Genomic DNA, 26269 nt, shown 5'->3' with positions numbered 1-26269 from the left:
AATCGTTGGAATATCAATATGCATACTTGCTGCAGGCATGATCGACACGCGGACGCCCTCACGGTTTGACATTCTCCAAGGAGTTGAGCATGATGTTACTAAAGCGCTTTAGTGTTGAGCAGTACCACGACGACATAACAGGCAATGAGGCATGGAGCGCGGATCCTGCAGCCGATGAATCCATGCAGAGAAGCAAGAGCTGAACGACAATCGAGGCCGGTCACAGAAGGAAGACGATGATGATTCTCAAACCGCAGCAGCAGCTGGAACGATGCCGACGGGTTATGCGCCAACGCGTGCAGCCGCACATCCACCCGTTGCTAGATCATTGTGCGGTTCGAGCCGTAGACAATCCCGGAGAGCCGATTCCTTCCGGGGAGTTCCTGGCTCAGATGCGCAATGGCAGCATCGCCTTCCATGATTTCGCCATTGGCAGCCCATGGGGCACGACATGGGGGACCACGTGGTTCGAAATCCGTGGCCGTATCAAGCAGCAACCTCCGAAAGGCGGCTGCCCACTGGAGCTGATGCTGGACTTGGGATGGTATGACCATTCGGTGGGCGGCCATATCGAAGGACTGGCCTACCGAGCGGACGGCACAACGATCAAAGCCGTGCATCCGCGCAATTATTGGGTTCCTATCATCTCTGCTGGCGGCAAAGCCAACGTGCCGATCAATGGTGACGGCGATTTCACGCTCTACCTCGAAGCCGCGTCGAATCCGCTGCTGCTCGGTGTACCGCCCTTCATCGAAACCGAACTGGGCGACCACGCCACGGGCAAGCCGGATGAGCCATATATATTCCGCGGCGCCGATCTATGCGCATTCGACGCGACCATGCAGGACCTATACCTTGACCTTGACGTCGTCAGCTCGCTGATGGAGCAGCTGCACGATGACACGCCACGCTACTGGCAGCTGGCCAAGGCGTTGCAACGCGCACTGAATGCATACGATGAACAGAACCCGGTTTCGGCGCTCGCGGCGCGCGGGGAACTGGCCGAGGTGCTGAGCCGGCACGCCGATGCCTCGGCTATGCACGTTTCTGCGGTTGGTCATGCGCATATTGATTCGGCGTGGCTGTGGCCGGTGCGCGAGACGCGGCGCAAGGTGGCGCGCACTGTTTCGAATGTGCTCGCGCTGATGGACGAGGACGAGGATTTCAAGTATGCGATGAGTTCGGCCCAGCAGTATGCGTGGCTGGAGGAGGATCATCCCGATCTGTTCGCCCGGATGAAAGAGCGCATCGCCGAGGGCCGATTCATCCCGGTCGGCGGCATGTGGGTCGAGTCGGACGGCATGATACCTACGGGCGAGTCGCTGATCCGGCAGATCAGTTTCGGCAAGCGCTATTTCCGTGAGCGTTTGGGTGTGGATCCCAAGGGCATTTGGCTTCCTGATAGTTTCGGTTACACGGGCGCGTGGCCGCAGATCGCGCGCCGAGCTGGTTTCGAATGGTTTTTGACGCAGAAGATCTCGTGGAACGACACGACGAAGTTCCCGCATCACAGCTTCCTGTGGGAAGGCATCGACGGCTCGCGCATCTTCACGCATTTCCCGCCGTCGGATACATACGCCGCATCAGTCACGGCGCAAGAGCTGACGTATGCGGAACGCAATTTCCGCGATAAGGATCTTGCCGACCACTCGCTCATGCTGTATGGCTATGGCGATGGCGGCGGCGGACCGACGCGCGAAATGATGGGACGCGTCCGGCGTTTCCATGATCTCGAAGGCGTTTCCAAAGTCGTCATCGAATCGCCTGACGAGTTCTTCGACGCGGCGCTTCGTCAGCTCGAAGAGCAGGCCGGCAGCGAGATCCCGGTGTGGCATGGCGAGCTGTACCTCGAATTGCACCGGGCGACGCTGACTTCGCAGCAGGAGATGAAACGCGGCTGCCGAGCAGAGGAATCAATGCTGCGAACCGTCGAATATCTGTGCGCCGCGGCGGCGCTGCTTGACCGCGACTACACCTACCCGAGTGAGGAACTTAACCGAATCTGGAAGACGCTGCTGCTCAACCAGTTCCATGATATTCTGCCCGGCTCCGGCATCGCTTGGGTGCATCGCGAGGCGCGCGAAGCATATCGGCGAGATTTGGCGCAGCTGCGGCAGATCGCCGCGCGGGCCTGCACCGTCTTGCGCGACGCGTCGCCGGATGCCCGGGTGCTGCCCCAAGGTCGCATCGCGCAATATCGCTTGGACGGCGGCTCCTGGCAATCCGAGCCGTTGCATCCCCATGATGCCACCGCTGCGGCCGCCACAATACGAAAGAACGAGACCGGCGGCGTCACGCTCAGCAATGGGATACTCGATGCGGTTATCGAACCGGACGGCACCGTCAGCTCCGTATATGACACCGCTCATGACAGGGATCTGCTACCTGCAGGTACCTGCATCGGCCGTTACGAGCTGCTCAAAGACGAACCTTCGGTCTGGGACGCGTGGGATATCGAGCGTGACGCGCTGCTGTGCGCAACTCCGTTGGCGAACGCCGAAATCGCCGATATCCAGGTCGTCGACGGCACGGCGATGGTGCATGTCTGTCAGCGTCACGCCGACGTCGGCATCGAAACTGTTATCTCGCTGTCTCCTAGTTCGTGGCGGTTGGATTTCAGCGCGCATATTGATTGGCATGCCAAGGAACGTTTTCTCAAGGTCGATATGCCCATGGCCGTCGTAGCTGACCGCGCGCAATACGAATGCCAATATGGGCTCGTCGAGCGTCCGATCGGCAAGAACACCGCCAGCGACGAGGCGAAATACGAAAGTTGCTCCAACCGCTTCGTGCGCATCGCGGATCACGAATACGCCATCGCCGTCGTCAACAGCTCCGTCTACGGCTGCGATGCCAGCCCGATTCACGGCGAACGGGCCGCAGGGGCGCAGCCGGGCACGATGCTGCGCCTGTCTCTGCTCGAATCTCCGGTCTTCCCCGATCCGCATACCGATCAGGGTGAGCACGATTTCGCATGGTCGCTGCTCGCCGACGCCACCATCGAGCGCACACTCGATGCCGCAAGCGTGCTGAATGCGCCCGAGCTGGGAAACCTGCCGATGCTTGAACCGTTGATCCGATTGGATGGCGTCAGCGGCGTGCCGGTGATCGATTGGATGAAACGTGCCGACGATGGTTCCGAGGATCTGATCGTGCGCATCTACGAAGCCGCCGGAGGCCATGCTCAGGCCCGGCTCCGCGTCAGTCCGGCGCTTGACGGCATGCTCGTGAGCGAAACCAACGAACTCGAAGAGCCGGAGCTCCCCGATGATCTGCCGATTGCGTTGCCTGATGCGGCGTCGCTTGCCGATGCAGCCAGTTCGGATTCGGTCACATCTGCAAATGGATGGGTGCCTGCGCAGGGCGCACGCATACGGCTCGAACCTTTCCAGCTGACGACATTGCGGTTCCGGCTGGGCGGGGGTCGGGCGGACCGTGCCAGCTTATGACCAGCCGTGCGTACTTCGACCACTGAGCTGCACGGTGCTGCAACACCGTAAACGTCAATGAATCAAATCGTCCACTAATCACATTCAACAACGAATCTATAACGAGGAGTCTTACCCGATGTTTCTAATGCCACAGCAACAACTCAGCCGATGCGACCGCGTGATGCAGCAGCGGCTCGAACCGCACATTCATACAGTGCTGTCATCCTGCGCCCTGCGCGCCTTCGACAACCCGGGGGAGCCCGAGCCTTCGGGACGGTTCCTGCAACGCGTGCGCGAAGGGAATGTCGATTTTCGCCCCTTTGTCATCCCTGGCATGTGGGGTACGACATGGGGCACCACATGGTTCGAAGTCAGCGGGCAAATCGACCTGCAGGCAGCACAACGGCATACAGTCGAGCTCGTGGTGGACTTGGGGTGGCTGGCTCATCGAGGCCCCGGATTTCAAGCCGAAGGCATGGCGTACCGCCTGGACGGCACGGCCATTAAATCCGCGAACCCGCGTAATTCGTGGATTCCGTTGATCAGTGAGCACGGCGAACGCGCCTGCGATATCGACGCAGACGGCCGATTCACCATATACATCGAAGCGGCTGCAAATCCCTTCGTCGAAGGCCCGACGCCATACTCGCCTACAGAATTGGGGGAGCGTGCGACTGGCAAGCCGGACGAACCGTATACCTGCAGCCGCGTGGATGTATGCGTGCTCAACCGCGAGGCCTACGAGTATTATATGGATCTCGATACGATCGGCTCGCTGATGCGTGAGCTGCGTGACGATGATCCGCGTTTCTGGCAGCTGGCCAAGGCGCTGCAGCGCTCGCTCAATGACTATGACGAACGTGACCAGGCGACGCTGACGCAAGCTCGGGCGCAATTGGCCGCGGTTTTGGCTGAACCAGCCGCCTCCTCCGTTATCAGGCATGTTGCGGTTGGTCATGCGCATATTGATTCGGCGTGGCTGTGGCCGGTGCGCGAGACGCGGCGCAAGGTGGCGCGCACTGTTTCGAATGTGCTCGCGCTGATGGACGAGGACGAGGATTTCAAGTATGCGATGAGTTCGGCCCAGCAGTATGCGTGGCTGGAGGAGGATCATCCCGATCTGTTCGCCCGGATGAAAGAGCGCATCGCCGAGGGCCGATTCATCCCGGTCGGCGGCATGTGGGTCGAGTCGGACGGCATGATACCTACGGGCGAGTCGCTGATCCGGCAGATCAGTTTCGGCAAGCGCTATTTCCGTGAGCGTTTGGGTGTGGATCCCAAGGGCATTTGGCTTCCTGATAGTTTCGGTTACACGGGCGCGTGGCCGCAGATCGCGCGCCGAGCTGGTTTCGAATGGTTTTTGACGCAGAAGATCTCGTGGAACGACACGACGAAGTTCCCGCATCACAGCTTCCTGTGGGAAGGCATCGACGGCTCGCGCATCCTGACGCATTTCCCGCCGTCCGACACGTACGGCGCGCAGATGAGCATGCACGAACTCGAATATTCGCAAGCCAACTTCCTCGACAAGGACCTTTCGCGCAACGCCATCATGCTGTATGGCTATGGCGATGGCGGCGGCGGACCGACGCGCGAGATGAATGCACGCATCAGACGCGCCAGCGATCTCGACGGGGCGCCGCGCGTCGAGTTCGGCACGCCCGACGAACTATTCGCCAGAGTACGCAAGGACATCGTCGATGACGCCCAGGGAGAGATCGCAACCTACCAGGGCGAGCTGTACCTCGAATTGCACCGGGCGACGCTGACTTCGCAGCAGGAGATGAAACGCGGCTGCCGAGCAGAGGAATCAATGCTGCGAACCGTCGAATATCTGTGCGCCGCAGCCAGCATCCATGATTCCGACTACGTGTATCCATGCAAGGAACTCGACGATATCTGGAAGACCTTGCTGCTCAACCAGTTCCATGATATCCTTCCCGGCTCGGCCATCGCCTGGGTCGCCAGGCAAGCCCGCGAAGAGTACGCGCGCGATCTGGAGCGGTTGCGCGGCATTGCCCGGCAGGCATGCGAAGCTATCAGCGCGGCCAATGCAAGCGTTCAGCCGGGCGGGGCTGCTCGGGGTGCTCGGCGCGTCGGAACTTTCCCGCAGGCGCACATCCTATCCAGCACGACAGATCCGAAAGATGCGTGGACGGTGCAGCCAATAGGACAGCTGGGCTCTGTGACGCAGCGTTCCGAAGTCCCATGTTCGATGGCCCAGCGTCCTGAAACACCCGGCAGGCAGAATAAGCCAACGCGCATCGAGCGGCTTGCCGGGTCCACAGTGCTCGACAACGGTTTGATTCGCGCAGTCGTCGAAGCAGACGGGACGGTTTCCTCGCTTACTGATCTTGCCAAGCGGCGCGAACTCGTACCAGCCGGTGCCAGGATCGGCCGTTACGAACTGCTGAAGGACGAACCCTACAACTGGGATGCATGGGATATTCAACGCGATGCCTTCCTTACAGCGTGTGGCATCCCCGGCGGCGAGACGCTCGGCGCGCAGACCGAGGCTGGCGGGTCGGCGTGGGTGCGCTCGGCCGTTTCGACCGAAAGCGTACGGATCGAAACCACGGTGACATTGCAGCCGGGGTCCACGAGCCTTGACTTCACGGCGGATGTCGACTGGCATGCCAAGGAACGCTTCCTCAAAGTCGATCTGCCGATTGGCATCCAAGCGCGCAATGCACAGTACGAATGCCAATACGGCATGATCGAACGCCCGATTCAGAAGAACAGCCCGAGCGAGGAAGCCCAGTATGAGAGCTGCACGCATCGTTTCGTGCGTATCGCCGATGCCTCGTATGCCGCGGCCATCGTGAACGGCTCCACCTATGGCTCAGACGTCAGCCCGATGCAAGGCTGGGGTGGCAGTGGGAAATCAACGCGCATTGAGGCCCGCGGCACGATGGTCCGTCTCTCCCTGCTGTCCGCGCCGTTGTATCCCGACCCACGCACCGATCAGGGCGAGCACCATTTCGCATGGTCGGTTCTGCTCGACGCCACTATGGACGCTGTGCTGGCCAGCGCCGCCAGCATCAACGCGCCGGTGCTTGCCGACGTGCCGGATATAGCGCCGCTGGCCAGCGTCGAAGCCAAATCCGGAAGCATGGTTTTGGATTGGGTCAAGATGGCCGATGACGGCTCTGGCGATATCATCCTGCGCATGTACGAACCGGCCGGCGGCGAGGCGCGCGGCGTGCTGCACGTCTGCGATGAGCTGCGCGGCGCCCGTATCGGCGAAACCGATCTGCTGGAAGTCGAGCTGTCTGGGGGCAATGGCCCTGGGACTGAATTGCCGCGTGCCCTCGATGCTGTGGACTTGCAGCCTCTGCAGGCCGAAGGTGCCCGAATCTCCCTTATGCCGTTCCAATTGGCCACCCTGCGGCTGCGACGGTGATGCCGAGGGTCTTTTGAAGAGACTGTGCGCGCATCCGCATCAAGCTTCCCGCCGATTGGTGGAAACATCCACTTGCCCCACCATAACCACCAATAAATAAGAAAGGAAACCCTCATGGTTTCAATGAAGAAAGCGCTGGCTATCGCCGGTGCCGCAGCAATGCTCATGTCGTTTGCGGCATGCGGCAGCAGCTCGTCGAGCGAAGGCGATGGCAAAGGAGAAATCTCTTTCCAGACATGGAACCTCAAGAACGACAAATACACGCCGTACTTCACCGACTTGATCGCCGCATATGAGAAGTCCCATCCGGGCACGACCATCAAGTGGGTCGATCAGCCATCCGACAATTACGAGCAGAAGCTTTCGGCCGATGCGGCGGCTGGCTCGCTGCCGGACATCATTGATGCCGGTCCCTCGCTGATGTACGGGTTGGCCAAGGCCGGGGCCTTGATGAATATCACTAAAGAAGACCCGAAAGCCGCCGACCTCTATTACCAGGGCGCATGGAATGCAGTGACGTTCAAAGGCAACGGAGTCGAAGAAGGCTCCTATGGCTACCCGTGGTACGTCAACGACGGGCCGATGTATTACAACACCGAAGTGATGAGCAAGTGCGGACTGGACCCGAGCAGGCTTCCGATCACTTGGGACGACTACTTCAGCCAAGCCGAGACGATGGTGAAAAGCGGATGTGGAGCCTCCATGTCCACGATGATGGGCGGTGCAGTCGATGATTACGCCGCTGCCGGGGTCAAGATCATGAACAGCGATCATACGAAGTACACCTTCAACACCGCCAAGGCCGTTGCTCATCTCCAGCGCTTCATCGACCTGTATAAGGCCGGCGGCATTCCGCAGGAGGCGCTGAGCGCGCAATGGAGCCAGCAGGGCGAGTTCTTCCAGAAAGGTTCCATTATAGCCATGGGTGGCAGCGCCTATTCCGCCGCCGACTTCAAGCAGAATTCGCCTGATCTGTACGAGCATCTCGCCGTTGGCCCCAAGATCACCGATGAAGGCAAATCCGACACTGTCTCGTATGAGATGCTGGCGGTGAACGCCCAAACGAAGAACAAGGCACTGGCGCTTGATTTCGTGAAGTATGTGACGAACGCCAAAAACCAGCTCAAATTTGCCAAGGAATCGAATACGTTCCCTTCCAGCAAGGGCGGGTTGGAAGATCCGTATTACACCAAGCTCGACACCAGCACGGTGCAGGGCCAGGCATTGGCAGTGACGCTCAAGGCCGTCAAAACCGGGTATTCGAGCCGTCCGGCTGAGTTCACCGACGCCAATGGGTCCTTGTATCTTCAGCAACAGGCCGCGCTCGCCCTGCAAGGCAAGCAGAGTGCGAAGGAGGCTTTGGACAAGGCCGTGCAATTCGCTGATCAGAAGCTGAAGCAGTGATGAGCGATATGGAAAACGCCATGGTCCGGTCTGAGGCTTCGGCCACGGCCGGACCGGCCCTACCTGATGTACTGCCTGCCGTTGCCCCCGATTCTGTGCCCGATCATGAACTCATTGAGCCGCGGAAGGCACACCGATCATTCAGCACGGTGATTGCGCCTTATCTCTTTGTGCTGCCGGCCTTCCTCATCGTGTTCGTTTTCGTGGTCGTTGCCGCGCTCAACACCTTCAGGCTCGCCTTCACCAACTCAACCCTGCTGCGGCCTGGCAAGTTCGTCGCATTCGATAATTTCGCCGCGATCATCCACGACGATTATTTTTGGACTGCGATGCTCAATTCCTCGCTCTACGTGGTGTGCGTTGTGCCGTTCATGGTCATTCTTCCACTGGTTCTGGCGAATCTGGTGCGCGGCAATTCGAGGATCATGGGATTCTTCCGCACATCGTTCTACACGCCTGTAGTGATGTCGGCGGTCGTAGTGGGCATGATCTGGACCAACTTGCTGGATTCCAAAGGCTTGGTTAATTCGCTTTTGCAGACCATGCACGTGATCGCCAAGCCGATACCATTCCTTACCGACCGCTGGCTCATCCTGTTCAGCGCGATGTTCGTGACGATCTGGCTGGGCTTGGGATACTACATGGTCATCTATCTGACGGCGTTGGCGAATATCGACAAATCGCTCTATGAAGCGGCTCAGTTGGATGGCGCAGGCCCCGCCAGACAATTCATCTACATCACCATGCCGGGCGTGCGTTCCACGATGATGCTCATCATGATGCTCTCCACCATTGCCGCATTCAGAGTATTCAATGAAATCTACGTGCTGACCAATGGCACGGCCGGTCCCGGCGGCGAAGACATCACCATGTCGATGCTCATCCAGCAGCAAGGCACTGGTATCCAAGCGCGGACCGGGTATGCAAGCGCCTTGTCGTTGATTGTGCTGGCGGTCGTAGGAACGCTGCTGGTCGTCCAGCAGCTCGTGCAGAAGCGAGGGGAGGACTGATGAAGACGAAACGGAATCATAGCAGGGTCACACCTGGCAAGGCGGCGCAATACGCCATACTGCTGCTGATGTTCCTGCTGCTGGTCGGGCCTTTCGTGTGGGAGCTTTCGCTTTCGCTCAAAGGCAAGGGCGACAATGTGTACGCCGTGCCGCCGTATATTGTGCCGAGGACGCCGACGCTGGACAATTTCCTATCCGTGTTCCGGCAGGTGCCGGTGTTCCATTACATGTTCAACACCATTCTGGTGGCCCTCATGGCGATTGCCGGCAATGTCATCTTTTCGACGATGGCTGGTTATGCTTTGGGGCGGCTCAAATGGCGTGGGCGCAGTGCGATGTTCACGATGTTCATGGGCACGATGGTCATCCCGGTCGAAGGCGTGGTCATCTCGCAGTTTCTGATCGTCAGAAGCGTGCATCTGCAGAATACGCTGTTGGCCGTGGCGCTGCCGGGCATGGTCGGAGCCATCAATATCCTGTTGATGACCAATGCTTTCCGGGCGATACCAAAGGAGCTCGAGGAGGCGGCGCAAGTCGATGGCGCCAATGTCTGGCAACAGTTCTTCTATATCTGCATGCCGCAGGTTCGGGGCACGATGACAGTGGTGGGCATCTTTGCCTTCGTCGGCGCATGGAATGATTTCTTGTGGCCTTTGATCGTTATCTCCGATGAACGGCAGTACACGCTGACTCTGGGCATGAACCGGCTCAAGGGGATGTTTGTCTCCGATCCCCGTCTGATCGCGGCCGGAGCGCTGATTTCCCTGATCCCGATTCTCATATTCTTCGCATGCTTCCAACGCTATTTCTTCCAGGGCTTGGAAGAGGGCGGACTCAAGGGGTGAGAAATCATATGAGATTCGGTGTCAATTACACGCCTTCCAACGGCTGGTTCCATTCGTGGCTTCACCCTGATTGGGACAGTGTGTCACAAGATCTGGATGCCATCGCCGGCCTTGGGATGGATCATATCCGCATCTTCCCGCTTTGGCCGATTTTGCAGCCTAATCGAACGTGGATCAACGAGGCGGCTCTTGACGATGTGCGTCATATGACTCAGCTTGCGGATGAACGTGGTCTCGATGTTTTCTCCGACGTGTTGCAGGGGCATCTCTCCAGTTTTGACTTCGTGCCGAGCTGGCTGGTGTCGTGGCACGAGACCAGCATGTTCACTGATCCGAACGCCATAGCTGCCGAGGCGAGGCTCGTATCCGCAGTGTATGCGGCGTTGGAGGACATTGGTCATTTTCAAGGCCTGACGCTGGGCAATGAATGCAACCAGTTCGCCGACCGTGTGCATCCGCGGCGCATGGATGCAAGTTCTGCGGACATCGATGGATGGCTCAATGCGCTATTGGCTCCGATTCGGGACAAAGCGAACAGGCAAGGCCGGGTGCTTCTGCATAGCGAGAACGATGCTGTCTGGTACGCGGATCATCATGCGTTCATGCCCTGTCACGCTGCTGGAATTGGCGATATCACCGCTATTCATTCGTGGGTTTTCAACGGCACGGCACAGCGTTACGGTGGCCTGTCGCAGGAAAGCACACGTCATGGCGAGTACCTTATCGAGCTGTCCAAGGCGTTTGCCGACTCTGCTGATCATCCGGTCTGGCTGCAGGAGATCGGTGCGCCAGGCAATGTGATTGCAGCCGCCGATATGCCACGCTTCTGCAGCGGCAGCATCGAGCATGCCGCCGACTGCACGAACTTGTACGGCATCACCTGGTGGTGTTCCCACGATGTGAATCATGCGTTGTCTGATTTCCCCCCGTTTGAGCACGATCTTGGACTATTCGATGAGAATGGTGCGCTCAAGCCAATCGGCAGGCAATATGCGAAATTGGCCGACGAGTATCGCCGGCGCCCGGAACCATCGCCGCGTTCGACGGCTGTGGTGGTGCAGGTCGGCGTCGACGGCAATCCCACGCTGAAAGCCGCTTGCTCACCGGGCGGTTCGGTCTTCGAACGCTGGATGGCATTGAGCGCGAAAGGGGAGCGCCCTGCCATCATTTCATCCATTACGGCAGGTAATCCGCAGGCGCTGGCTTTACGGGGCATCAGCAATTACGAGCAGGTTGAAATGGTTGCCGGCAACGCATATAGCGCGGTTTCGGACCCCTCGTTGGAGGCTGCCATGGCCAGCGCGAGCTAACGCCCGCCATAGCTTGGAAGGAAGAGCACCGTATGCCTGCCATTGAGACGCTCACCGATTCGTTGAGCCTGACCGAAAAAGTCGGCCAGCTTAATCAGCGGCTGCTGGGCTGGAAGTGCCTGCAGCGGCGCAACGGACGGCTGATCCCCACCGACTATCTCAAGCGCGAAATCGATCGGTGGGGCGGGTTGGGGCTGCTCTACGGTTTATTTCGCGCCGATCCATGGTCCGGGCAATCGTGGGCGAACGGAATTCGTCCCGAGGAACGACTTGAGGCGGCGGCGATCGTTCAACAGACCGTGGTTGCCCGTGGCGCGCATGGTATTGGTGTGCTTTTGAGTGAGGAGGCGCCGCATGGGCATCAGGCATTGGGCGGCGCGGTGCTACCGCCCAACCTCGCCTTGGGGGCGACATTCGATTCCGAATTAGTCATGGAAGCCGAGGCCGCTGTGGCTGCGGAACTCGCTGCGAGTGGCGTGCATGTCGCATTGGTCTCGGGCTTGGATATCGCTCGGGATCCGCGCTGGGGGCGCTGCGAGGAATGCTTTGGAGAAGATCCATCGCTGGCGGCCAGTATGTGCCAGGCGGTTATCATCGGCATGCAGGGGCGCGATCGTTCTAGGATCGGCGGTGGCGGGGTCGCTGTTGTGCTGAAGCATCTGGCCGCGCAGGGCGAGGCCGTTGGCGGCCGCAATGGGCAGTCGGCGATCATCGGAAGCCGTGATTTGCATGAGATCCATCTGCCTGCTGTGGAGGCGGGCGTGCGCGCGGGGGCGATGGGCTTCATGGCCGCGTATAACGATATCGATGGGGTGCCGTGCTGTGCCAATCCTTGGCTGTTGCGCGACTATCTGCGAGGTGAGCTCGGCTTTGACGGGCTGGTGATGGCCGACGGGTTGGCGGTCGACCGTCTGAGGGATATGTCGGGTTCCATTCCGGACTCTGGCAGAGTGGCGCTGCTTTCCGGCGTCGACGTGTCATTGTGGGACGATGGTTTCACCCATCTCGTCGAATATGCCGATGCTCCGGATGTTATGGCGTCCATTGAATCCGCTGTGCAGCGAGTGCTCAATCTCAAGCGTGATTTTGGTCTGCTCGCGACAGGCGGCGATACTGGATTCGATCACGCCGCGCATGATTCCGATCGCGTCCGGCTGTCCATTTCCGGCAGCGGACAGCGCGATGGCGGAGATCTCGGCGAGCTGTGCAAAGTGACAAGCCGGTATTCTCAACGACTATCACAGGAATCACTGGTGCTGCTCAAGGATTGCGGCGCGCCAGACTTGTCGGTCTGCGGCATCGTGAACCATTTGGCAGATGGGCCGGTGGTGGTGGCAGGCCCATTCGCCGATGACTTCGCCTGTTTCCTGGGTGATTACACTGCGCCGCAGCCAACCGGGCGGCGCGCCAGCGTGTACAGCGAATTGGCCGAGACATTCGCTGCCACCAATCGGGAAGTAGTGCTGCTTTCGGATTGCGCAGAACGCGAACGGCAGGTGCTCGCTGCGGCGTCATTGGTAGTCGCGGTGCTCGGCGGCACCAGCGAACGCGCCTATGACAGCGACTTCGCGGAAAACGGTGCCGCGCTCGCGGTAACTGAACATGGGGCGAGCGGCGGCGAAGGAGTCGATGCCGCAGATGTCTCGTTGCCATGGGATCAGGACGGGCTCATATATCGACTGCACTCCCAAACTTCTGCGCCGATTGTCTCAGTCATCGTTGCCGGGCGGGCGCATGTACTGACCAAAGTGCTGGAGTGTTCTGCGGCCGTGATCTGGGCAGGATATGCGGGGCCCTTTGGCCCGCAGGCCGTGATGAAAACCTTGAAGGGGAAGAACGTCCCCTCGGGGCGCATGCCTGTGACGCTGCCGAGCGCCGTCGGCGCGATCCCGGTTCGTTACAATGATCGGCAGCCGGCGGACGGTGCGTACAAGGATGCGCCCCGACCCGTATTGCGGTGTTTCGGATACGGTATTGGTGCTTTGCGCGGTGCCAAGGTGACAGGGCTCCACACGAAAACGACCGCCGACACGTTGGTTGTCTCAGCCATCGTGGCGACAGCTGCGATCCCTGCGCGAGGCGCATTGAATCTCTTCGTGCGGCGTATGGGGCTGCTGACGGTGCCAAGGCTGGCTGAGCTGGTCGGCACCGTATATCTCGATATGCCGGCGCGATCTCAACGGCATGTGGAGTGGCGGGCGCCGATCGACTGGTTGTTGCGAGACGCAGGTGCGAGCGTGCGACTCCATCTGTGGCTTGATGGTGAATTGTCATCCGCTACGATGGAACTCGCCCGTGGCCAACGTCGCACGCGCCAGGACCTGCAGAGAACGCGCCGTGGAGACCGAATGCAGCCGGATCCGTTTCGGCCATGATAATGAAAAGTATAAATCGTTTTAGTTGTTGTCAATGGTAGGGTTGGGAGCGTTCGTCATAACGGCTGGCCGCAAAGGCCCGCTTGGAATAAATAGGGGCGGTGAATATGGCAAACCTCGGGCGCGGACGAGGAAGTGACGGCTTGGTTCCATTGGGCGCTGGCCATCGCGTCAGTCTCAAAGACATCGCCGACGAGCTGGGAATATCGCAGACGGCGGTATCGTTCGCTGTGAATGACAAGCCTGGCGTTTCCGAGGAGACCAAGCGCAAGGTCAAGGCGACTGTGGCTCGGCTCGGTTGGAGCCCGGTGTATGCGGCGCAGGCGCTGAGCTCATCCAGGACGATGACCATCGGTTTCGCGCCTTCACGCTCCGGCAGCAATCTGCAGGCGGAATCCTTCATGCTGCATTTCATGGCGGGCCTGCACGATTCACTCAGCAGCAAGGGATACGGCCTGCTTTTCCGCCCGACATCGTCGTTGCACGAGGAGATGGCTACCTACCGGGACTGGGCCAAGCGCAAGCGCGTCGACGGCGTCGTGCTCGTCGATCTGCGCACCAACGATCCACGGCCTGCGCTGTTGCGCGACATCGGCATTCAGGCGGTGCTCGCCGGAGGACCCGACCCGGAGAATATCGTGCCGTCGTTGTCCATTGACGACTCTGGGACGATGGCGAAGGTGCTGCGGCATTTGGTCGGAGCGGGGCATCGACGTATCGCCTACTTCGCGGGCGACCGTGACTTGGACTACAGCAAGGCTCGTCTGGCTGCATTCAACGAGCTTTCAATGCGCTATCGTCTGGAATTCTCCTCGATCAACTACACACAGTTCGATTCGGCGGTCGCGGCACGCGAGACCTGCGCGATGATGATGGGCAGCGCGCCTCCTACTGCGTTCATTTATGAAAACGAGACGATGGCGGTCGCCAGCCTGCGCGCGTTGGAGGAGCTGGGATTCTCATCGCAGGCGCCACAGGGGCTGGAGGCGCGTCATGACCGTCCATTCCCCTCGAATCTCCCGGCGATCGTGAGCTTTGAAGACAGCTTCGTATGCACGGCGGTGTTCCCCTCGATCACCGCAGCGCACCGCGACCCGGGGGAGTACGGCAAGAAAGTGGCCAATCTGCTGCTCAAATCGCTCTCCGGCGAGCCAGTGGCCGGCAACCGCCGGATTCTCGCGCCAAAACTGGTAGTGAGAGAAAGCACCGCGGCCCGCAACGACCCAAAATATGGTGTCATCGCGGGGCGGTGATGCGCTGTGCTGAGCCGTTAGGCGCGGAAGAGCGGTTCGCGTAGGCGAGGCGAGCGTCCGCCAAGGTCGCGAAGCGCGGTCCTATGGCCGCTCACATTCCGCCGTACGACGTATTGATGTGCTGTGCGACGTATTCGGGAAACCAAGAATGTCGGATTTCTGCGGTTTTGCGATTTCCGAAAACGTCGCACAGCGACCCGCTCACTTCGCGGCGTTGCTGATCGCGGTGGTGATCGAGACGGCTGGGTCGAGGAAGGGGATGAGGGTGGATTGGAAGGCGTGGTAAAGATCCGATTTGCCCGGCCATACCGTGCCGATCACGTGGTTGTCGACGTCGAGCTGATGGAACCATGAGCCCCCGTTGTGATCGATGAGGTATTCGTCGGTGTATCGGGCGAATTCGGCGTAGCGCTCGCGGTACTCGGACTTGCCGCTCGCCTTGGCCAGCGTCGCGGAGGTGTTCATCGCCTCGGCCAGCGTCCAGTGCATGCGATCGGTGACCACGGGCTTGCCGTTCCAGTCGGTCGTATATGCCAGGCCGATCGTACCGTCGGCGTTCCAGCCATCGGCCAGCGCTCGCTCGAAGAGATGCTCGGCGGCCTCGATGTATGGCTGAGAGTCTTCGGCGTTGGCGAAGGAACTCAGCGCCCACTGCGTGATGAGCCGCGCCCATTCGATGCCATGGCCCGGGGTGGCGCCATAGGGCTTGAATTGGTCGTCCTTCTTGTCCGCGTTGAACTCGAAATCCGGCTCCCATTGGTCGTTGAAATGCTCGGGAATGCGCCATTCGTTGCCCCTCGCCCAAGAGACGACGTGGTCGATGATGCGCCCGGCGCGCTGCCGGTAGCGGTTGTCGCCCGTGGCGTCGGCGACCGCAAGGAACGCCTCGGTGGTGTGCATGTTGGCGTTGAGGCCACGGTAGGTGTCGAGAGTCGCGAACGCGGTGTCCCATGTATCGACTGCAAGGCCTTCCTTCTCGTCCCAGAAATGCTCGTCGTAAGTGTCGAGCGCCTCGCGCAGCAGTTCCTTGGCGCCGGGCCGCTTGGCGAGCAGCGCCGAACTGGCTGCGATGATGACGAATGCGTGCGCATAGCAGACCTTGCCGGGTTCTGGCGTGCCATCGGATTGAATCGAGGGATACCAGCCGCCGTGCTCGTCGTCGTGCAGAATGCCGGTCAGGCCTTTCAAACCCGCGTCGGCGAGTTCGCCGGCATTGGGATAGCCAAGCAACGACGCGATCGAGTACACGTGCGTCATGCGCCCGGTAATCCACGTTTGGATGCCATGCGAGGGATCGATGTCCCCGTTGTCGTCCAGCCAGCCGGAGCCGCCTTGAGCGCCAGGGAAACGGCGGCCAAAATCGAGCAGCTCGTATGTCTCGGAGGCCATGAAAGTCCGGTTGGCGACAGTGCCGAGACGGTATTTTGGATTCGTAGTGGTCATGATATGTGATTCCTTCCTTGGAATGATGTTCTTATGGTTCGTCCGAGCGGGTTTGTGGGTCGGCGCAGACGAAAGCTTGCAATTGCGATGATGGGAATACATGATGCGTTGTCCGGCATGATGAGCCGTGCGGTAGCAGGCCGGCCGACAATACGCCGGTTGGCGGCGCGTCGGGCGACACGACGGCGTATCAAGCGGCAGCCGCCGCACGGCGATCGGCAGGGGATGGTCCGCATGGCTACCGCCTCACTCGAATGTCGAAATAGTCCATGACGAGCTCGCAGAACATCATGTTCGCCCAGCTGAACCATTCGCGTGTGTATGCATGCGGATCATTGACATCGATGCCTTCATGCATCACATGGGTTCCGGCATCAATGGCGACAAGGAGATCGAGCACGCGCCCTTTTTCGTCAGCGCTTGCGCTGGTCATGCCTTGCACTGCCAGCGCGATCGGCCAGATGTAGCCTTTCGGCGTATGCGGCGAGCCTATGCCTCGGGCGTGCGAACCGGCGTAATAATACGGGTTCTCGCTGCTCAGCAGCGTGCGTCTGGTGGCTTGGTACACCGGGTCGTCGATGGCGCAGTAACCCAGATACGGGGCCGCCAGAAGGCTGGGTACATTCGCGTCGTCCATGATCAAGGCGTGGCCCAGTCCATCCGTCTCATAGACGTATATGCGCTCGCCATTTCGGTTCCTCGCAAGTCCATGCGCGGCGATGCCCGCGCTGATGTCCTCACGCAGCCGTTTCGCCCGGGATGCGATGTCCGGATCGTTCAGCGGACCGGCGAAGATCTGCTCGACATAGCCCATCACCACAGCCGCGAACATGTTTGCAGGCACCAGATAGTGGTAGGTGCAGGCGTCGTCGCTAGGGCGGAACCCGGACCAGGTCATGCCGGTGACGGCGACGGGCGAGCCTTTGCCGTCGTCACCCAGCGTCTCTGTGGGCAACGTGGTATCGCGGATGAAATAGTACGGCGAACCGGCGTGGTTCTGCTCGGTCTCGAAGACATCCAGGATGCGCCGCACGGCGGTCATGAAGCTGTTGTCGAAGTGATCGGTGCGCCCGGTGTTGCAATAGAGCAGCCACGCGAGCTGAAGCGGATAGCACAGGGAATCGGTCTCGTACTTGCGTTCCCACAGCCACGGGCTGCTGCGGTCGGACCGGTCGCCATGATCCCATGAGTCGCCGCTGGGGAACTCGTTGAAGGCGTTGGCATATGGATCGATGGCAATACAGCGCATCTGCTGGCGCACCAGCCCGGCGATCATCGACGCCAGATCCTCGTCCTGCGCGGCCAGGATGAGGTAGGGCCGCACCTGCGCGCTGGAATCGCGCAGCCACATGGCGGGGATGTCGCCGGTCAGCAGGAAGGTCGTCCCGTCGTCATGGCGGCGAACCGTGGTGAGCAGCGTATTGGCGAAGGCCGCATTGAAATCACGAGACCATGCCGCATGCTCCGGCCCGCACAACTTGGCGACATGCGCCATCAGAGCCCTGGCGGATTCGGGTACTGTGTCATAGCGCATAAGTCGATATCCCTAATCCTTACAGCCCGGCTGCGGCCAGGTAATCCGGCATGTGCTCGGGGTAGCGTGGCCAGGCGCCATTCTGCGTGCAGACGAAGGCCGCGGTGTTGACGGCCGCGCGATGCGCCTCGACTAATGAGGAGCCGGTGAGGATCTTCGCGGTGAAGGTGCCGGAGAAGGAATCTCCCGCGCCCACCGTGTCGGTCACCTCGACGCGCGGGGTCGAGAGCGTTGAAACCTCGCCGTTCTTCGCCACGATCGTGCTGAACGCCGAGCCTGCGGTCAGGATCACGTAGTCGAGGCCGTATTCGCTGATGAACCAGCGGCATGCCTCGTCGTCCGAAGCCCCTCGGATGTCGAACATGTCGCGCAGCAGGAGCAGCTCCTCGTCATTGAGCTTGAACACGCTGGCAAGACCAAGCAGCTCGGCGATAAGCTCCTTAGAATAGTGGTCGCCGCGCAGATTGATGTCGAAGAATCTGAGCGCATCGTGCTTGGCGTGCTTGAGCAGTTCGATGATCGTATCGTGCGTTTCGGGGGAGCGCAGCGCCAGCGTGCCGAAGCACACTGCGTCGGCACGCTCTACTTGCCCGATGAGTTCGCGGGTGAGCAGCAGATGGTCCCACGCCACGTTCTTGACGATCGTGTACTCGGGTATGCCGTTTTTGAGCGAGATCTCGACCGTGCTGGTAGGCCAGGCGTTGCGCTGGATGACCGAACGGACCCCGGATTCCTTCGCGGCCGCGAGCAGCTCATCGCCGAGTTCGTCTTCTCCCACGGCGCTGATCGCGCAGCCCTCGGTTCCGTTCATCGCGGCGTGATAGGCGAAGTTGACGGGTGCGCCGCCGGCTCGCTTGCCGCTGGGAAGCATATCCCACAGCAGCTCTCCCAGGGAGAGCACTATTGGTTTGGTCATGGTGTGTTTCCTTTCCTTATGTGACTTTTTATGCGACATCGAAAAACATCGAAGGATGGTCGAGGAATTGCGTGGCTGCCACCGCCGCCGCGCCGCAAACGGCGGAATCGCTGCGCAGATTAGATATTGAAATCGTCGTAGCCTCCCTGAGCTCGGGCAACACATGGCTGTCGACGACTTCGCGAATGGCCTGCAGCAGCGGCTGCCCGCCTTGGGCCACGATATCGCCGATGACGATGCGTTCGGGATTGTAGGCGTTGAAAATCGTCACGCAGCCGAAGCCGGCGTAATGGCCGATCTCTTCGACGAGCAGCTTGGCGCGTCCGTCGCCGGAATCAGCCAAAGCGAACAGGGCCCGGCACGCCTCGCTGTGAGTCAGCTCTTTCGCATTCGGCACGAGACCGCGGCTCACGATGGCCTCGTGAATGACCACGGCCGAGCAATAACGTTCCAGGCAGCCGACATTGCCGCACTCGCACGGCCGGCCATTGATGTCGATGCTCACATGCCCGATTTCAGTGGCGGTTCCCAATGCTCCGTTGATGAGCCGGCCGTTGTCGATGACGCCGAGGCCTACGCCTTCTCCGAGCAGGTAGTACGCGAGATTCTCGCAAGTGTTGCGCTTGTCGAACAAGTATTGGGCGAGGGCTCCGGCACGAGCGTCCTGCTCGATGAAGACCGGGACGTCAAAGGCGTGGACGAACTCCCTAGGGAAGTTGACGTAGCGCCAGCCGCGCATCGAGGAGACGACTGCGGTGCGTCCCGCCACGCGCAGATATGGTCCAGGCACCGCCATGCCGATGGCGACGATGCCAGGGTCGCTGGCGAGCAGTGAGGCGAGCATCGTATGGATGAGCCGGATGGTGTCGGGAATCGTGCTCTCGCTGACCGTCGGCAGCTCGTGCAGTCCGATCGGCGAGCCGGCGAGGTCGAAAACGCCGATCTGCACGAGGCTGCGGGCGAATTTGACGCCGAGAAGGTGGAATCGGGCGTCGTCAAGTTTCAGTCCGATCGAACGGCGGTTTTTCGCGCCTTCGATATCGCCGGTTTCCGCGATGATGCCTGCGTCAATGAGGCGCGCCGTGATTTTCGTGATGGCTGCTGGGGTGAGCCGCAGGGCTTTGGCGATTTGGGCTCGAGAGCAGACGCCGTTGTGGTAGAGATAGTGCAGGATGCGCGAGCGATTGGATTCGGAGACGCTCGCCTGGGACGTGATGCCCTGTGCGTTGCGCATCGTGACCTCCCACACTGGATTTGGAGCTGTTGCCGGCCGCCGTTCCTCATTGAGGCGGAACCTACGGAATAGGTTAACGCAGTTAATTCTCCTATGCAAATGACTGGAGAACATGCGTGTCGGATGGCCGATATCGCGGAACGTCTCGCGAAATTTACGTTTCGCGCCCCTTAGCGACCTGGTTTTTTATCAGTTTCCCGGGAAATTGACGGTTTGCAGCGCGTTTGCGCGGCATGTTCGTGCGAGCGGGCGATGATCTGATGCGGGAGAGCGCAAATCTGAGGCGAATGCAGCGGATTTGCGCGTCGGCCCTACATGGGCGAGAAGACTCGGGCCGCCGTATACCGCGCGACGGATACGCTTTCGCCCTGCATCGTAACATCCTCACCGAAGGCGCAGCGCCTTACGACCGTGCGGGTGCGGAAGGAAGAAGCAGTGGTGGCATCGAGACGCGCCTGCACAGCCTGCATGAATCCTGCCGTCAGGATATCGTCGGGGCCGTGCAGGCAGACATCGCTGACATCCAGCAGGCCGACCGGCATGGCCAAGGCCGTGGCGAGGTAATCGCCGGCCTGCGTCAGAATCGCCTCGCGTTCCGCCTGTCTGGAGCCTCGCATGTGCTGCCGCAGCACGGTTGCCGAGATGAGCGTCTCCAGGCAGCCGCGCTTGCCGCAGGCGCACAACGGACCATTCGGATCGATGGAGATATGGCCGATCTCTCCGCCTGCGCTCGTTTCGCCGAGCACAGGGACGTCGTCGATGAGCACGGCGGCGCCGATGCCGCGCCTGATGCGCACGAAGAAGAGGTTCGGTCCGCCTTGGCCGAAGAATCGTTCGGCCAGCATGGCGCTCGTAGAATCGTTGTCGACGATGACGGGCAGTCTGAAGCGCTGTTCCAAGGGCGTGCGCAGATCGAGGTTCGACCAGCCCAGCGCCGTCGACGTGCGCACGATCATATTGTTGTCGACCACGCCGGGCACCGCGATGCCGATGCCGACCGGGTGTTCGGCGTGCGCAAGCAGCCGCTCGACCAGTGTGCTGATCGTTGTCATGCCAAGCATGGTGCCGGCCGTGATCGCCAGCTGCTCGCAGTATCGCTGCGCACCCAGCAGATCGGTCACTGCGCCCTCGAGAAGTTGGGGTCGGGATGCGTCGATGCTGATGATGTCGAGCCTATCGGGGTCTATGCCCAGCAGCGTGCCGCGCTTGCCTTTACCGCGGGAATTTTCGCGCCCGCACTCGCGCAGCAGTCCGTCGTCCAGCATCGAGGCGACCACGTCGGATACCGCCACGCGCGACAGCCCGGTCAGCCGGCCCAGATCGGCCCGCGAATACTGATGGTCAGGCAGCAGCAGATCAAAGATCAGCGCGCGGTTGCTGCGTCGGATGTCCCCGGGGCCGGATTTTCCCAATCGGCGCGGAACGGGGGAGTGCACCGTATGCTCTGCCTGCTGTATTTGCATGGGCCCTCTTCGACAGTGGCGCAGGAACGAATCGGTCCTGCGTTCTCGTACAATTGTTTATGTAAGGTAAGTTAACAAATTGCAGCGACTCAATTCGTACGCGCAAAGAATCGTCGCCGTGTTATTGTGACGCGGTCTTGACGAGAAAGGTCGGAAAATGGCCGAAGTGATCATTGTCAAAGACGAAGACGAGGCTGGCGAACTGTACGCGTCGTGCGTGGCCGATCTCATCCGCTCAAAGCCTGACGCGGTGCTGGGGCTGGCCACGGGCTCCAGCCCGCTGGCCGCATACCGCCATCTCGCGCGGCGTGTCGCGCAAGATGGCATCGATGTCAGCAAGGTGCGAGGGTTCGCCTTGGATGAATACGCCGGACTCGATCCCAGGCATCCGCAGTCCTACCGCAGCACAATCACCCGCACCGTCGTCGAGCCAGTGGGCCTCAATCCCGATCTCGTGCATGTGCCCGATGGCAATTTGAAAACGATCGCAGGCGCCGGACGCGCCTATGATGCGACGATCGAGGCCGCGGGCGGCGTCGATTTGCAGATCCTCGGCATCGGCACCGACGGCCATATCGGTTTCAACGAGCCTGGTTCCTCGTTGGCTTCCGGCACCAGGATCAAGACCTTGGCCGAACAGACGCGCATCGACAACGCCCGTTTCTTCGATGGCGATATCGAACGGGTTCCCACGCATTGCATCACGCAGGGCATCGGCACGATACTCAAGGCGCGCCATCTGGTGTTGCTGGCATTCGGCGCAGGCAAGGCCGAGGCTATCGAAGAGACATGCGAGGGCGGCATTTCGGCGTTCTGCCCGGCTTCGGCGCTGCAGCTGCATCCGCACGCCACGGTCATCGTCGATGAAGCCGCTGCATCCCGGCTGCGCCACAAGGATTATTACAAGTATGCATTCGCGCATAAGCCGGCTTGGCAGGGCATCTGATCTGCCACATGCCCACACAGGCCACCGGCCGGGCATAGCGCGCCGTGGCAGTAGCATCAGCGGCCCGCATTGGCGAGCCGTGCGAAGGGAGTTCATATGGAAATCGTGCGGCACGAGCATGTCGACGAAATCACGGCAGCTCTGAAGGCATCGCCAGCGGGCCTCGCGATCCGCAACGCCAAGCTGATTGACGCCAATGGTGTGCGCGAGCATGCTTGGGCAGTGGCCGATCACGGCGTGATCTCGGCAGTGGGAAGCAATGACCCCGACTTTGCCCGCGCCTGTGAGCAGGCCGGCATCGCCCCCGAAGGCACGGAGGTCGTCGATGCGCGAGGCCGGATTCTGGCTCCTGGCTATATCGACACCCATGCCCATGGCGGCTGGGGCATGTCATTCGACGATGGGCCTCAGGGCATCGAGACCGCTCGCGCCGCGCACGCCTTCCATGGCACGACGCGCGCCGTGGTCTCGCTGATCACGAACCCGATCGACACCATATGCCGCAACCTGACAGCGTTGCATGCGGCGATGGCAGGCCGCCCGGACATCCTCGGCGTGCATCTGGAAGGCCCGTTCCTGGCGCCCACCCGCCGTGGCGCGCATGACCCCGAATGCCTGCGCGACCCACAGCCCGAGCTGGTCGAGCAATTGCTTGAGGCCGGCCAAGGGGCGATCCGTCAGATCACGATCGCTCCGGAACTGCCGCATGGGCTCGACGCGATCGGGCGTTTCGCCAAGGCTGACGTCATTCCCGCCGTAGGCCATTGCGAGGCCGATTACGAAACTGCGCGCAAGGCCTTCGACGCCGGTGCCGGGATCCTGACCCACATCTTCAATGCGATGAACGGCTTGAAGCACCGCGCCCCGGGTCCGGTCGCAGCCGCGATCGAGGATACGCGGATCTCCATCGAGCTGATTAATGACGGCTTCCATGTGCAGGATCCCATGGTCAAAATAGCCTTCCAGCTGGCCCCACACCGCATCGAGCTGATCACCGATGCCATGTCCGCAACCGGTTGCCCGGACGGCCATTATCTGCTTGGCGCGCTGTCGGTCAACGTCGTCGGCGGCCATGCGCGGCTTGTCGAAGGCGGGGCCATCGCCGGTTCGACGCTGCTGCTCGAAAAAGCTGTAAGCAGGGCTGTCCTCGAACTTGGCGTGGATCCCATCCAAGCCGTCGAGGCCGCCACGCTTAGCCCAGCGAAAACCTATGGTTTCGACCGGCCGAACGCGATCACCGGTGCCCCGTTGGGCCTTGTGGCCCCCGGGTACGCCGCCGATCTGCTGCTGCTCGACGACACGCAGTGGAGCGTGCAACGCGTGTGGTGCGGTGGCCGCTCGCTGCGGTGAAAAAGCATTCTCGGTAGCCTAGTCATCGATTTAGAGCGCCAGCAGCGCCCCGGCCGCGCCCCGATCGGCGACCAGGGCCGGACAGGTACCTGCCGACCGGGCAGACATGGATGGCCGGGACCTTTTCTCTGCCCAGGCCGCGCCGATGGCCAGCGGTATACGTTTGAGCCGTTCGAATTCCACAGAGACCGTCCTGCCGCACAATTCCGTGTGCGCGTGGCAGTCTTCGGCGCCGATGAGATAGATGCCCGCATAGGGTCCCGATCGCTCCAGGCTCCTTCATGTTCTAGATCATGCTGGCGGCGACGTAGGGATCGAAAATGGGCTGAGCCGGCCGTTGATGATGCCACCCGCCCTTTACCATGTCGGCATCGCCGCCGAGCGTTGGCGCCGCGGCCGATGCACAAACTGCAGCTATGAGACCACGCCGTTCGATGGGCAGGACGGTCCGCAGGCTCGGCACATCTGTGGCGGCAATAGCGTTTTGCGTTGTGTGGTTCTTCCCGGTGTATTGGATGGCCATCACATCATTCAAGTCACGCAGCGAAGTCATGACGGCGAACCCGACCTTCTGGCCGACTCACCCGACATTGTTCAATTACAAGCAGGCGATGTTCGCCACGACCTTCTTCACCAACTTGCGCAACAGCGTCATCGTGACGGCATTTGCGGTGATTTTCTCCATCATCGTTTCGTTCCTCGCGTGCTCGGCGTTGACGCAATACCGTTTTGGCTCGCGCAAGGCGATCATGATCGGCATCCTCGCCGTACAGATGATCCCGGGAACCGCGTTGCTCATACCCCAGTTCATCGTGTTCAACAGGCTCGGCCTCCTCGACAACTATTTCGGCTTGATACTTGCATATATTGGCGCAACGCTGCCTTTTTCAATATGGACGTTGCGCGGATTCTTCCTAGCGATACCGACCGAAATCTTTGAGGCGGCGAAGGTCGACGGAGCGAACGACTGGAAGATCTTGTGGAGGATCACTTTCCCGCTCGTCGCCCCAGGAGTCGTGTCCACATCAGTGTTCGCGTTCATCAGCGCCTGGAATGATTATCTTACTGCCTACACATTCATGAAAGACCAGAGCCGCTACACGTTGCCGTTGTGGTTGGCATCGTTTTCGACGCCGCCGACCGGGACCGATTATGGCGGGCAGATGGCTGCTTCGGTCATCTTCTCGCTGCCAGTCGTCATATTCTTCATGATCGTTCAGCGCAATATGGTCAAAGGCATTACGGCCGGCGCGATGAAGTGACATCACCTCAGAGGCGGTTGTCTGGGACAGTCTCGGCAGCCGGCCTGTTGCATTCGTCTATCGCATGCAACAGGCCAGCTCATTGCCCGCTACTGGGTAATCCAATATTCTTTACGAAATGCATCACAGAAAGGCACGACATGCGATATCGCACCGCGGGAGTGGAACGCGAACTGGAGCTGATACCTGAGCCTCGCCGGATCTCGGGGATAGGAGACGGCGCACAAGCACAAGAGGATACAGAAAAAAATGCACCTGAGACGGTGCTGCTGCCGTATTCAGACAGAATCGTTGAAGATCTTGATGGCCTAGACTTACCTTGCGTTCTCAGCTCGCAGCTTGCGGACGATATCGAGGCGGCCAGCGGTCTGCGCTGGGACGTGGCGCACGGCTCGCATTGGCGTGCCTTCATACGGCTCGAGCTTGACCATAATCTTGGCGCTGGGTCATATCAGGTGTCCATACAGGCTGATGGCATCGTGGTATCAGGCGGCGATTTCGAGACTGTACGTGACGGCGTGCAGACGCTTCGCCAGATCATTCGCCAATGCGGCATGGCGTTGCCCGCTCTCGAGATCGAAGATGCGCCGGGCTATGCGGTGCGCGGTTATTACCTTGATGCGACGCGCGGGCGGGTGCCTACGCTCGATTGGCTTAAAACATGGGCCGACAAACTGTGCCTATACAAATACAATCAGCTGCAGCTTTACATTGAACACAGCTTCATGTTCGACGGATTAAGCGAGGCGTGGCGTGGCGTCAGCCCGCTCAAACCGGCCGATATCATCGCCTTCGACGAATACTGCGCACGACTGGGCATCGAGCTGATTCCGTCCGTTTCCACATTCGGGCATCACTACATGGCGCTGCGCACCAAAGAATTGCGCGGGCTGGGAGAGTTTCCTCAGGACGCCGATCGGCCTTACAGCTTGGTCGAGCGGCAGGAGCATCATACGCTCAACATCACGAAGCCCGAGGCCTTCGCATTCTCCACCACACTGATCGATGCCTACCTGGAATTGTTCCGCACCAAGAAATTCAACATCTGTGCGGATGAGACCTTTGATTTGGCAAAGGCGAGTCGAAGGCT

General features: G+C 60.4%; 17 protein-coding genes and 1 pseudogene. 12 read left to right on the top strand and 6 right to left on the bottom strand.

The features are described from left to right. The first annotated feature begins 239 nt into the window (after positions 1-239). From LKG04_RS00270 to LKG04_RS00235, 8 genes are all read left to right on the top strand, one after another. Entirely contained in the window at positions 240-3449 is a 3210-nt protein-coding gene (locus LKG04_RS00270; RefSeq protein ID WP_291760854.1) for an alpha-mannosidase, read from the top strand. A 118-nt stretch (positions 3450-3567) separates the two neighbouring features. Further along, on the top strand, positions 3568-6834 hold the full coding sequence (locus LKG04_RS00265) for an alpha-mannosidase (protein WP_291763132.1): 3267 nt from the start codon (positions 3568-3570) through the stop codon (positions 6832-6834). Positions 6835-6948: 114 nt separating this feature from the next. After that, positions 6949-8238: an ABC transporter substrate-binding protein gene (locus tag LKG04_RS00260; RefSeq protein ID WP_291759306.1), complete on the top strand. Its 1290-nt coding sequence runs from the start codon at positions 6949-6951 to the stop codon at positions 8236-8238. Continuing rightward, positions 8238-9248: a carbohydrate ABC transporter permease gene (locus LKG04_RS00255; protein ID WP_291759303.1), complete on the top strand. Its 1011-nt coding sequence runs from the start codon at positions 8238-8240 to the stop codon at positions 9246-9248. The genes LKG04_RS00260 and LKG04_RS00255 overlap by 1 nt, the downstream gene beginning before the upstream one ends. Further along, positions 9248-10093, top strand: a complete 846-nt coding sequence (locus tag LKG04_RS00250) for a carbohydrate ABC transporter permease (RefSeq protein ID WP_291759300.1) — start codon at positions 9248-9250, stop codon at positions 10091-10093. The genes LKG04_RS00255 and LKG04_RS00250 overlap by 1 nt, the downstream gene beginning before the upstream one ends. A gap of 8 nt (positions 10094-10101) precedes the next feature. Continuing rightward, on the top strand, positions 10102-11403 hold the full coding sequence (locus tag LKG04_RS00245; protein WP_291759298.1) for a glycoside hydrolase 5 family protein: 1302 nt from the start codon (positions 10102-10104) through the stop codon (positions 11401-11403). A gap of 32 nt (positions 11404-11435) precedes the next feature. Continuing rightward, positions 11436-13778, top strand: coding sequence for a glycoside hydrolase family 3 protein (locus tag LKG04_RS00240; RefSeq protein ID WP_291759295.1), 2343 nt, complete (start codon positions 11436-11438; stop codon positions 13776-13778). A gap of 107 nt (positions 13779-13885) precedes the next feature. Beyond that, positions 13886-15031: a LacI family DNA-binding transcriptional regulator gene (locus LKG04_RS00235; RefSeq protein WP_291759292.1), complete on the top strand. Its 1146-nt coding sequence runs from the start codon at positions 13886-13888 to the stop codon at positions 15029-15031. A 201-nt stretch (positions 15032-15232) separates the two neighbouring features. On the opposite strand, the gene LKG04_RS00230 is transcribed toward LKG04_RS00235, so the two are convergent. The 5 genes from LKG04_RS00230 to LKG04_RS00210 form a co-directional block, all read right to left on the bottom strand. Beyond that, positions 15233-16474 carry an AGE family epimerase/isomerase gene (locus LKG04_RS00230; protein ID WP_291759290.1) on the bottom strand — a complete coding sequence of 414 codons (1242 nt, stop codon included), beginning with the start codon at positions 16472-16474 and terminating at the stop codon, positions 15233-15235. 238 nt (positions 16475-16712) lie between these two features. Further along, the gene (locus LKG04_RS00225) at positions 16713-18008 is read right to left on the bottom strand and encodes a glycoside hydrolase family 125 protein (RefSeq protein WP_291759287.1); all 1296 of its coding nucleotides are present in this window, start codon (positions 18006-18008) and stop codon (positions 16713-16715) included. Positions 18009-18027: 19 nt separating this feature from the next. Further along, positions 18028-18924, bottom strand: a complete 897-nt coding sequence (locus tag LKG04_RS00220; RefSeq protein ID WP_291759284.1) for a carbohydrate kinase family protein — start codon at positions 18922-18924, stop codon at positions 18028-18030. Between the two features lie 28 nt (positions 18925-18952). Beyond that, positions 18953-20158 (bottom strand): ROK family transcriptional regulator, encoded by a 1206-nt coding sequence (locus tag LKG04_RS00215; protein ID WP_291759283.1) that lies wholly within the window; start codon positions 20156-20158, stop codon positions 18953-18955. 311 nt (positions 20159-20469) lie between these two features. Beyond that, entirely contained in the window at positions 20470-21621 is a 1152-nt protein-coding gene (locus tag LKG04_RS00210; RefSeq protein WP_291759281.1) for an ROK family protein, read from the bottom strand. Positions 21622-21778: 157 nt separating this feature from the next. Between LKG04_RS00210 and nagB the strand changes: the two genes are divergently transcribed. Beyond that, the gene (gene nagB / locus LKG04_RS00205; protein ID WP_291759279.1) at positions 21779-22567 is read left to right on the top strand and encodes a glucosamine-6-phosphate deaminase; all 789 of its coding nucleotides are present in this window, start codon (positions 21779-21781) and stop codon (positions 22565-22567) included. Positions 22568-22663: 96 nt separating this feature from the next. Continuing rightward, positions 22664-23917, top strand: coding sequence for an N-acetylglucosamine-6-phosphate deacetylase (nagA, locus tag LKG04_RS00200; protein ID WP_291759277.1), 1254 nt, complete (start codon positions 22664-22666; stop codon positions 23915-23917). 286 nt (positions 23918-24203) lie between these two features. Here the strand turns inward: nagA and LKG04_RS00195 are convergent, their stop codons facing one another. Beyond that, complete coding sequence (locus LKG04_RS00195) at positions 24204-24470, bottom strand: hypothetical protein (protein WP_291759275.1); 267 nt, start codon at positions 24468-24470, stop codon at positions 24204-24206. On the opposite strand from LKG04_RS00195, the gene LKG04_RS00190 reads away from it, so the two are divergent. Together LKG04_RS00190 and LKG04_RS00185 are read left to right on the top strand one after the other, a co-directional pair. Then, entirely contained in the window at positions 24352-25179 is an 828-nt protein-coding gene (locus tag LKG04_RS00190; RefSeq protein ID WP_434734833.1) for a carbohydrate ABC transporter permease, read from the top strand. The genes LKG04_RS00195 and LKG04_RS00190 overlap by 119 nt on opposite strands. A 140-nt stretch (positions 25180-25319) precedes the next feature. Beyond that, a pseudogene (locus tag LKG04_RS00185) lies at positions 25320-26183 on the top strand (glycoside hydrolase family 20 zincin-like fold domain-containing protein); the annotation flags it as partial. Positions 26184-26269 lie beyond the last annotated feature (86 nt).

Source organism: Bifidobacterium sp. (genome assembly GCF_022640935.1).
GTDB lineage: Bacteria > Actinomycetota > Actinomycetes > Actinomycetales > Bifidobacteriaceae > Bifidobacterium.
Note: the sequence above shows the minus strand (reverse complement) of the source record. Positions and strands in the feature narration are given on the sequence as shown.

Coding starts and splice junctions, on each gene's coding strand:
- LKG04_RS00270 (WP_291760854.1), top strand. CDS start 240: ATGATTCTCAAACCGCAGCAGCAGCTGGAACGATGCCGACGGGTTATG.
- LKG04_RS00265 (WP_291763132.1), top strand. CDS start 3,568: ATGTTTCTAATGCCACAGCAACAACTCAGCCGATGCGACCGCGTGATG.
- LKG04_RS00260 (WP_291759306.1), top strand. CDS start 6,949: ATGGTTTCAATGAAGAAAGCGCTGGCTATCGCCGGTGCCGCAGCAATG.
- LKG04_RS00255 (WP_291759303.1), top strand. CDS start 8,238: ATGAGCGATATGGAAAACGCCATGGTCCGGTCTGAGGCTTCGGCCACG.
- LKG04_RS00250 (WP_291759300.1), top strand. CDS start 9,248: ATGAAGACGAAACGGAATCATAGCAGGGTCACACCTGGCAAGGCGGCG.
- LKG04_RS00245 (WP_291759298.1), top strand. CDS start 10,102: ATGAGATTCGGTGTCAATTACACGCCTTCCAACGGCTGGTTCCATTCG.
- LKG04_RS00240 (WP_291759295.1), top strand. CDS start 11,436: ATGCCTGCCATTGAGACGCTCACCGATTCGTTGAGCCTGACCGAAAAA.
- LKG04_RS00235 (WP_291759292.1), top strand. CDS start 13,886: ATGGCAAACCTCGGGCGCGGACGAGGAAGTGACGGCTTGGTTCCATTG.
- LKG04_RS00230 (WP_291759290.1), bottom strand. CDS start 16,474: ATGACCACTACGAATCCAAAATACCGTCTCGGCACTGTCGCCAACCGG.
- LKG04_RS00225 (WP_291759287.1), bottom strand. CDS start 18,008: ATGCGCTATGACACAGTACCCGAATCCGCCAGGGCTCTGATGGCGCAT.
- LKG04_RS00220 (WP_291759284.1), bottom strand. CDS start 18,924: ATGACCAAACCAATAGTGCTCTCCCTGGGAGAGCTGCTGTGGGATATG.
- LKG04_RS00215 (WP_291759283.1), bottom strand. CDS start 20,158: ATGCGCAACGCACAGGGCATCACGTCCCAGGCGAGCGTCTCCGAATCC.
- LKG04_RS00210 (WP_291759281.1), bottom strand. CDS start 21,621: ATGCAAATACAGCAGGCAGAGCATACGGTGCACTCCCCCGTTCCGCGC.
- nagB (WP_291759279.1), top strand. CDS start 21,779: ATGGCCGAAGTGATCATTGTCAAAGACGAAGACGAGGCTGGCGAACTG.
- nagA (WP_291759277.1), top strand. CDS start 22,664: ATGGAAATCGTGCGGCACGAGCATGTCGACGAAATCACGGCAGCTCTG.
- LKG04_RS00190 (WP_434734833.1), top strand. CDS start 24,352: ATGGGCAGGACGGTCCGCAGGCTCGGCACATCTGTGGCGGCAATAGCG.
- LKG04_RS00195 (WP_291759275.1), bottom strand. CDS start 24,470: ATGACTTCGCTGCGTGACTTGAATGATGTGATGGCCATCCAATACACC.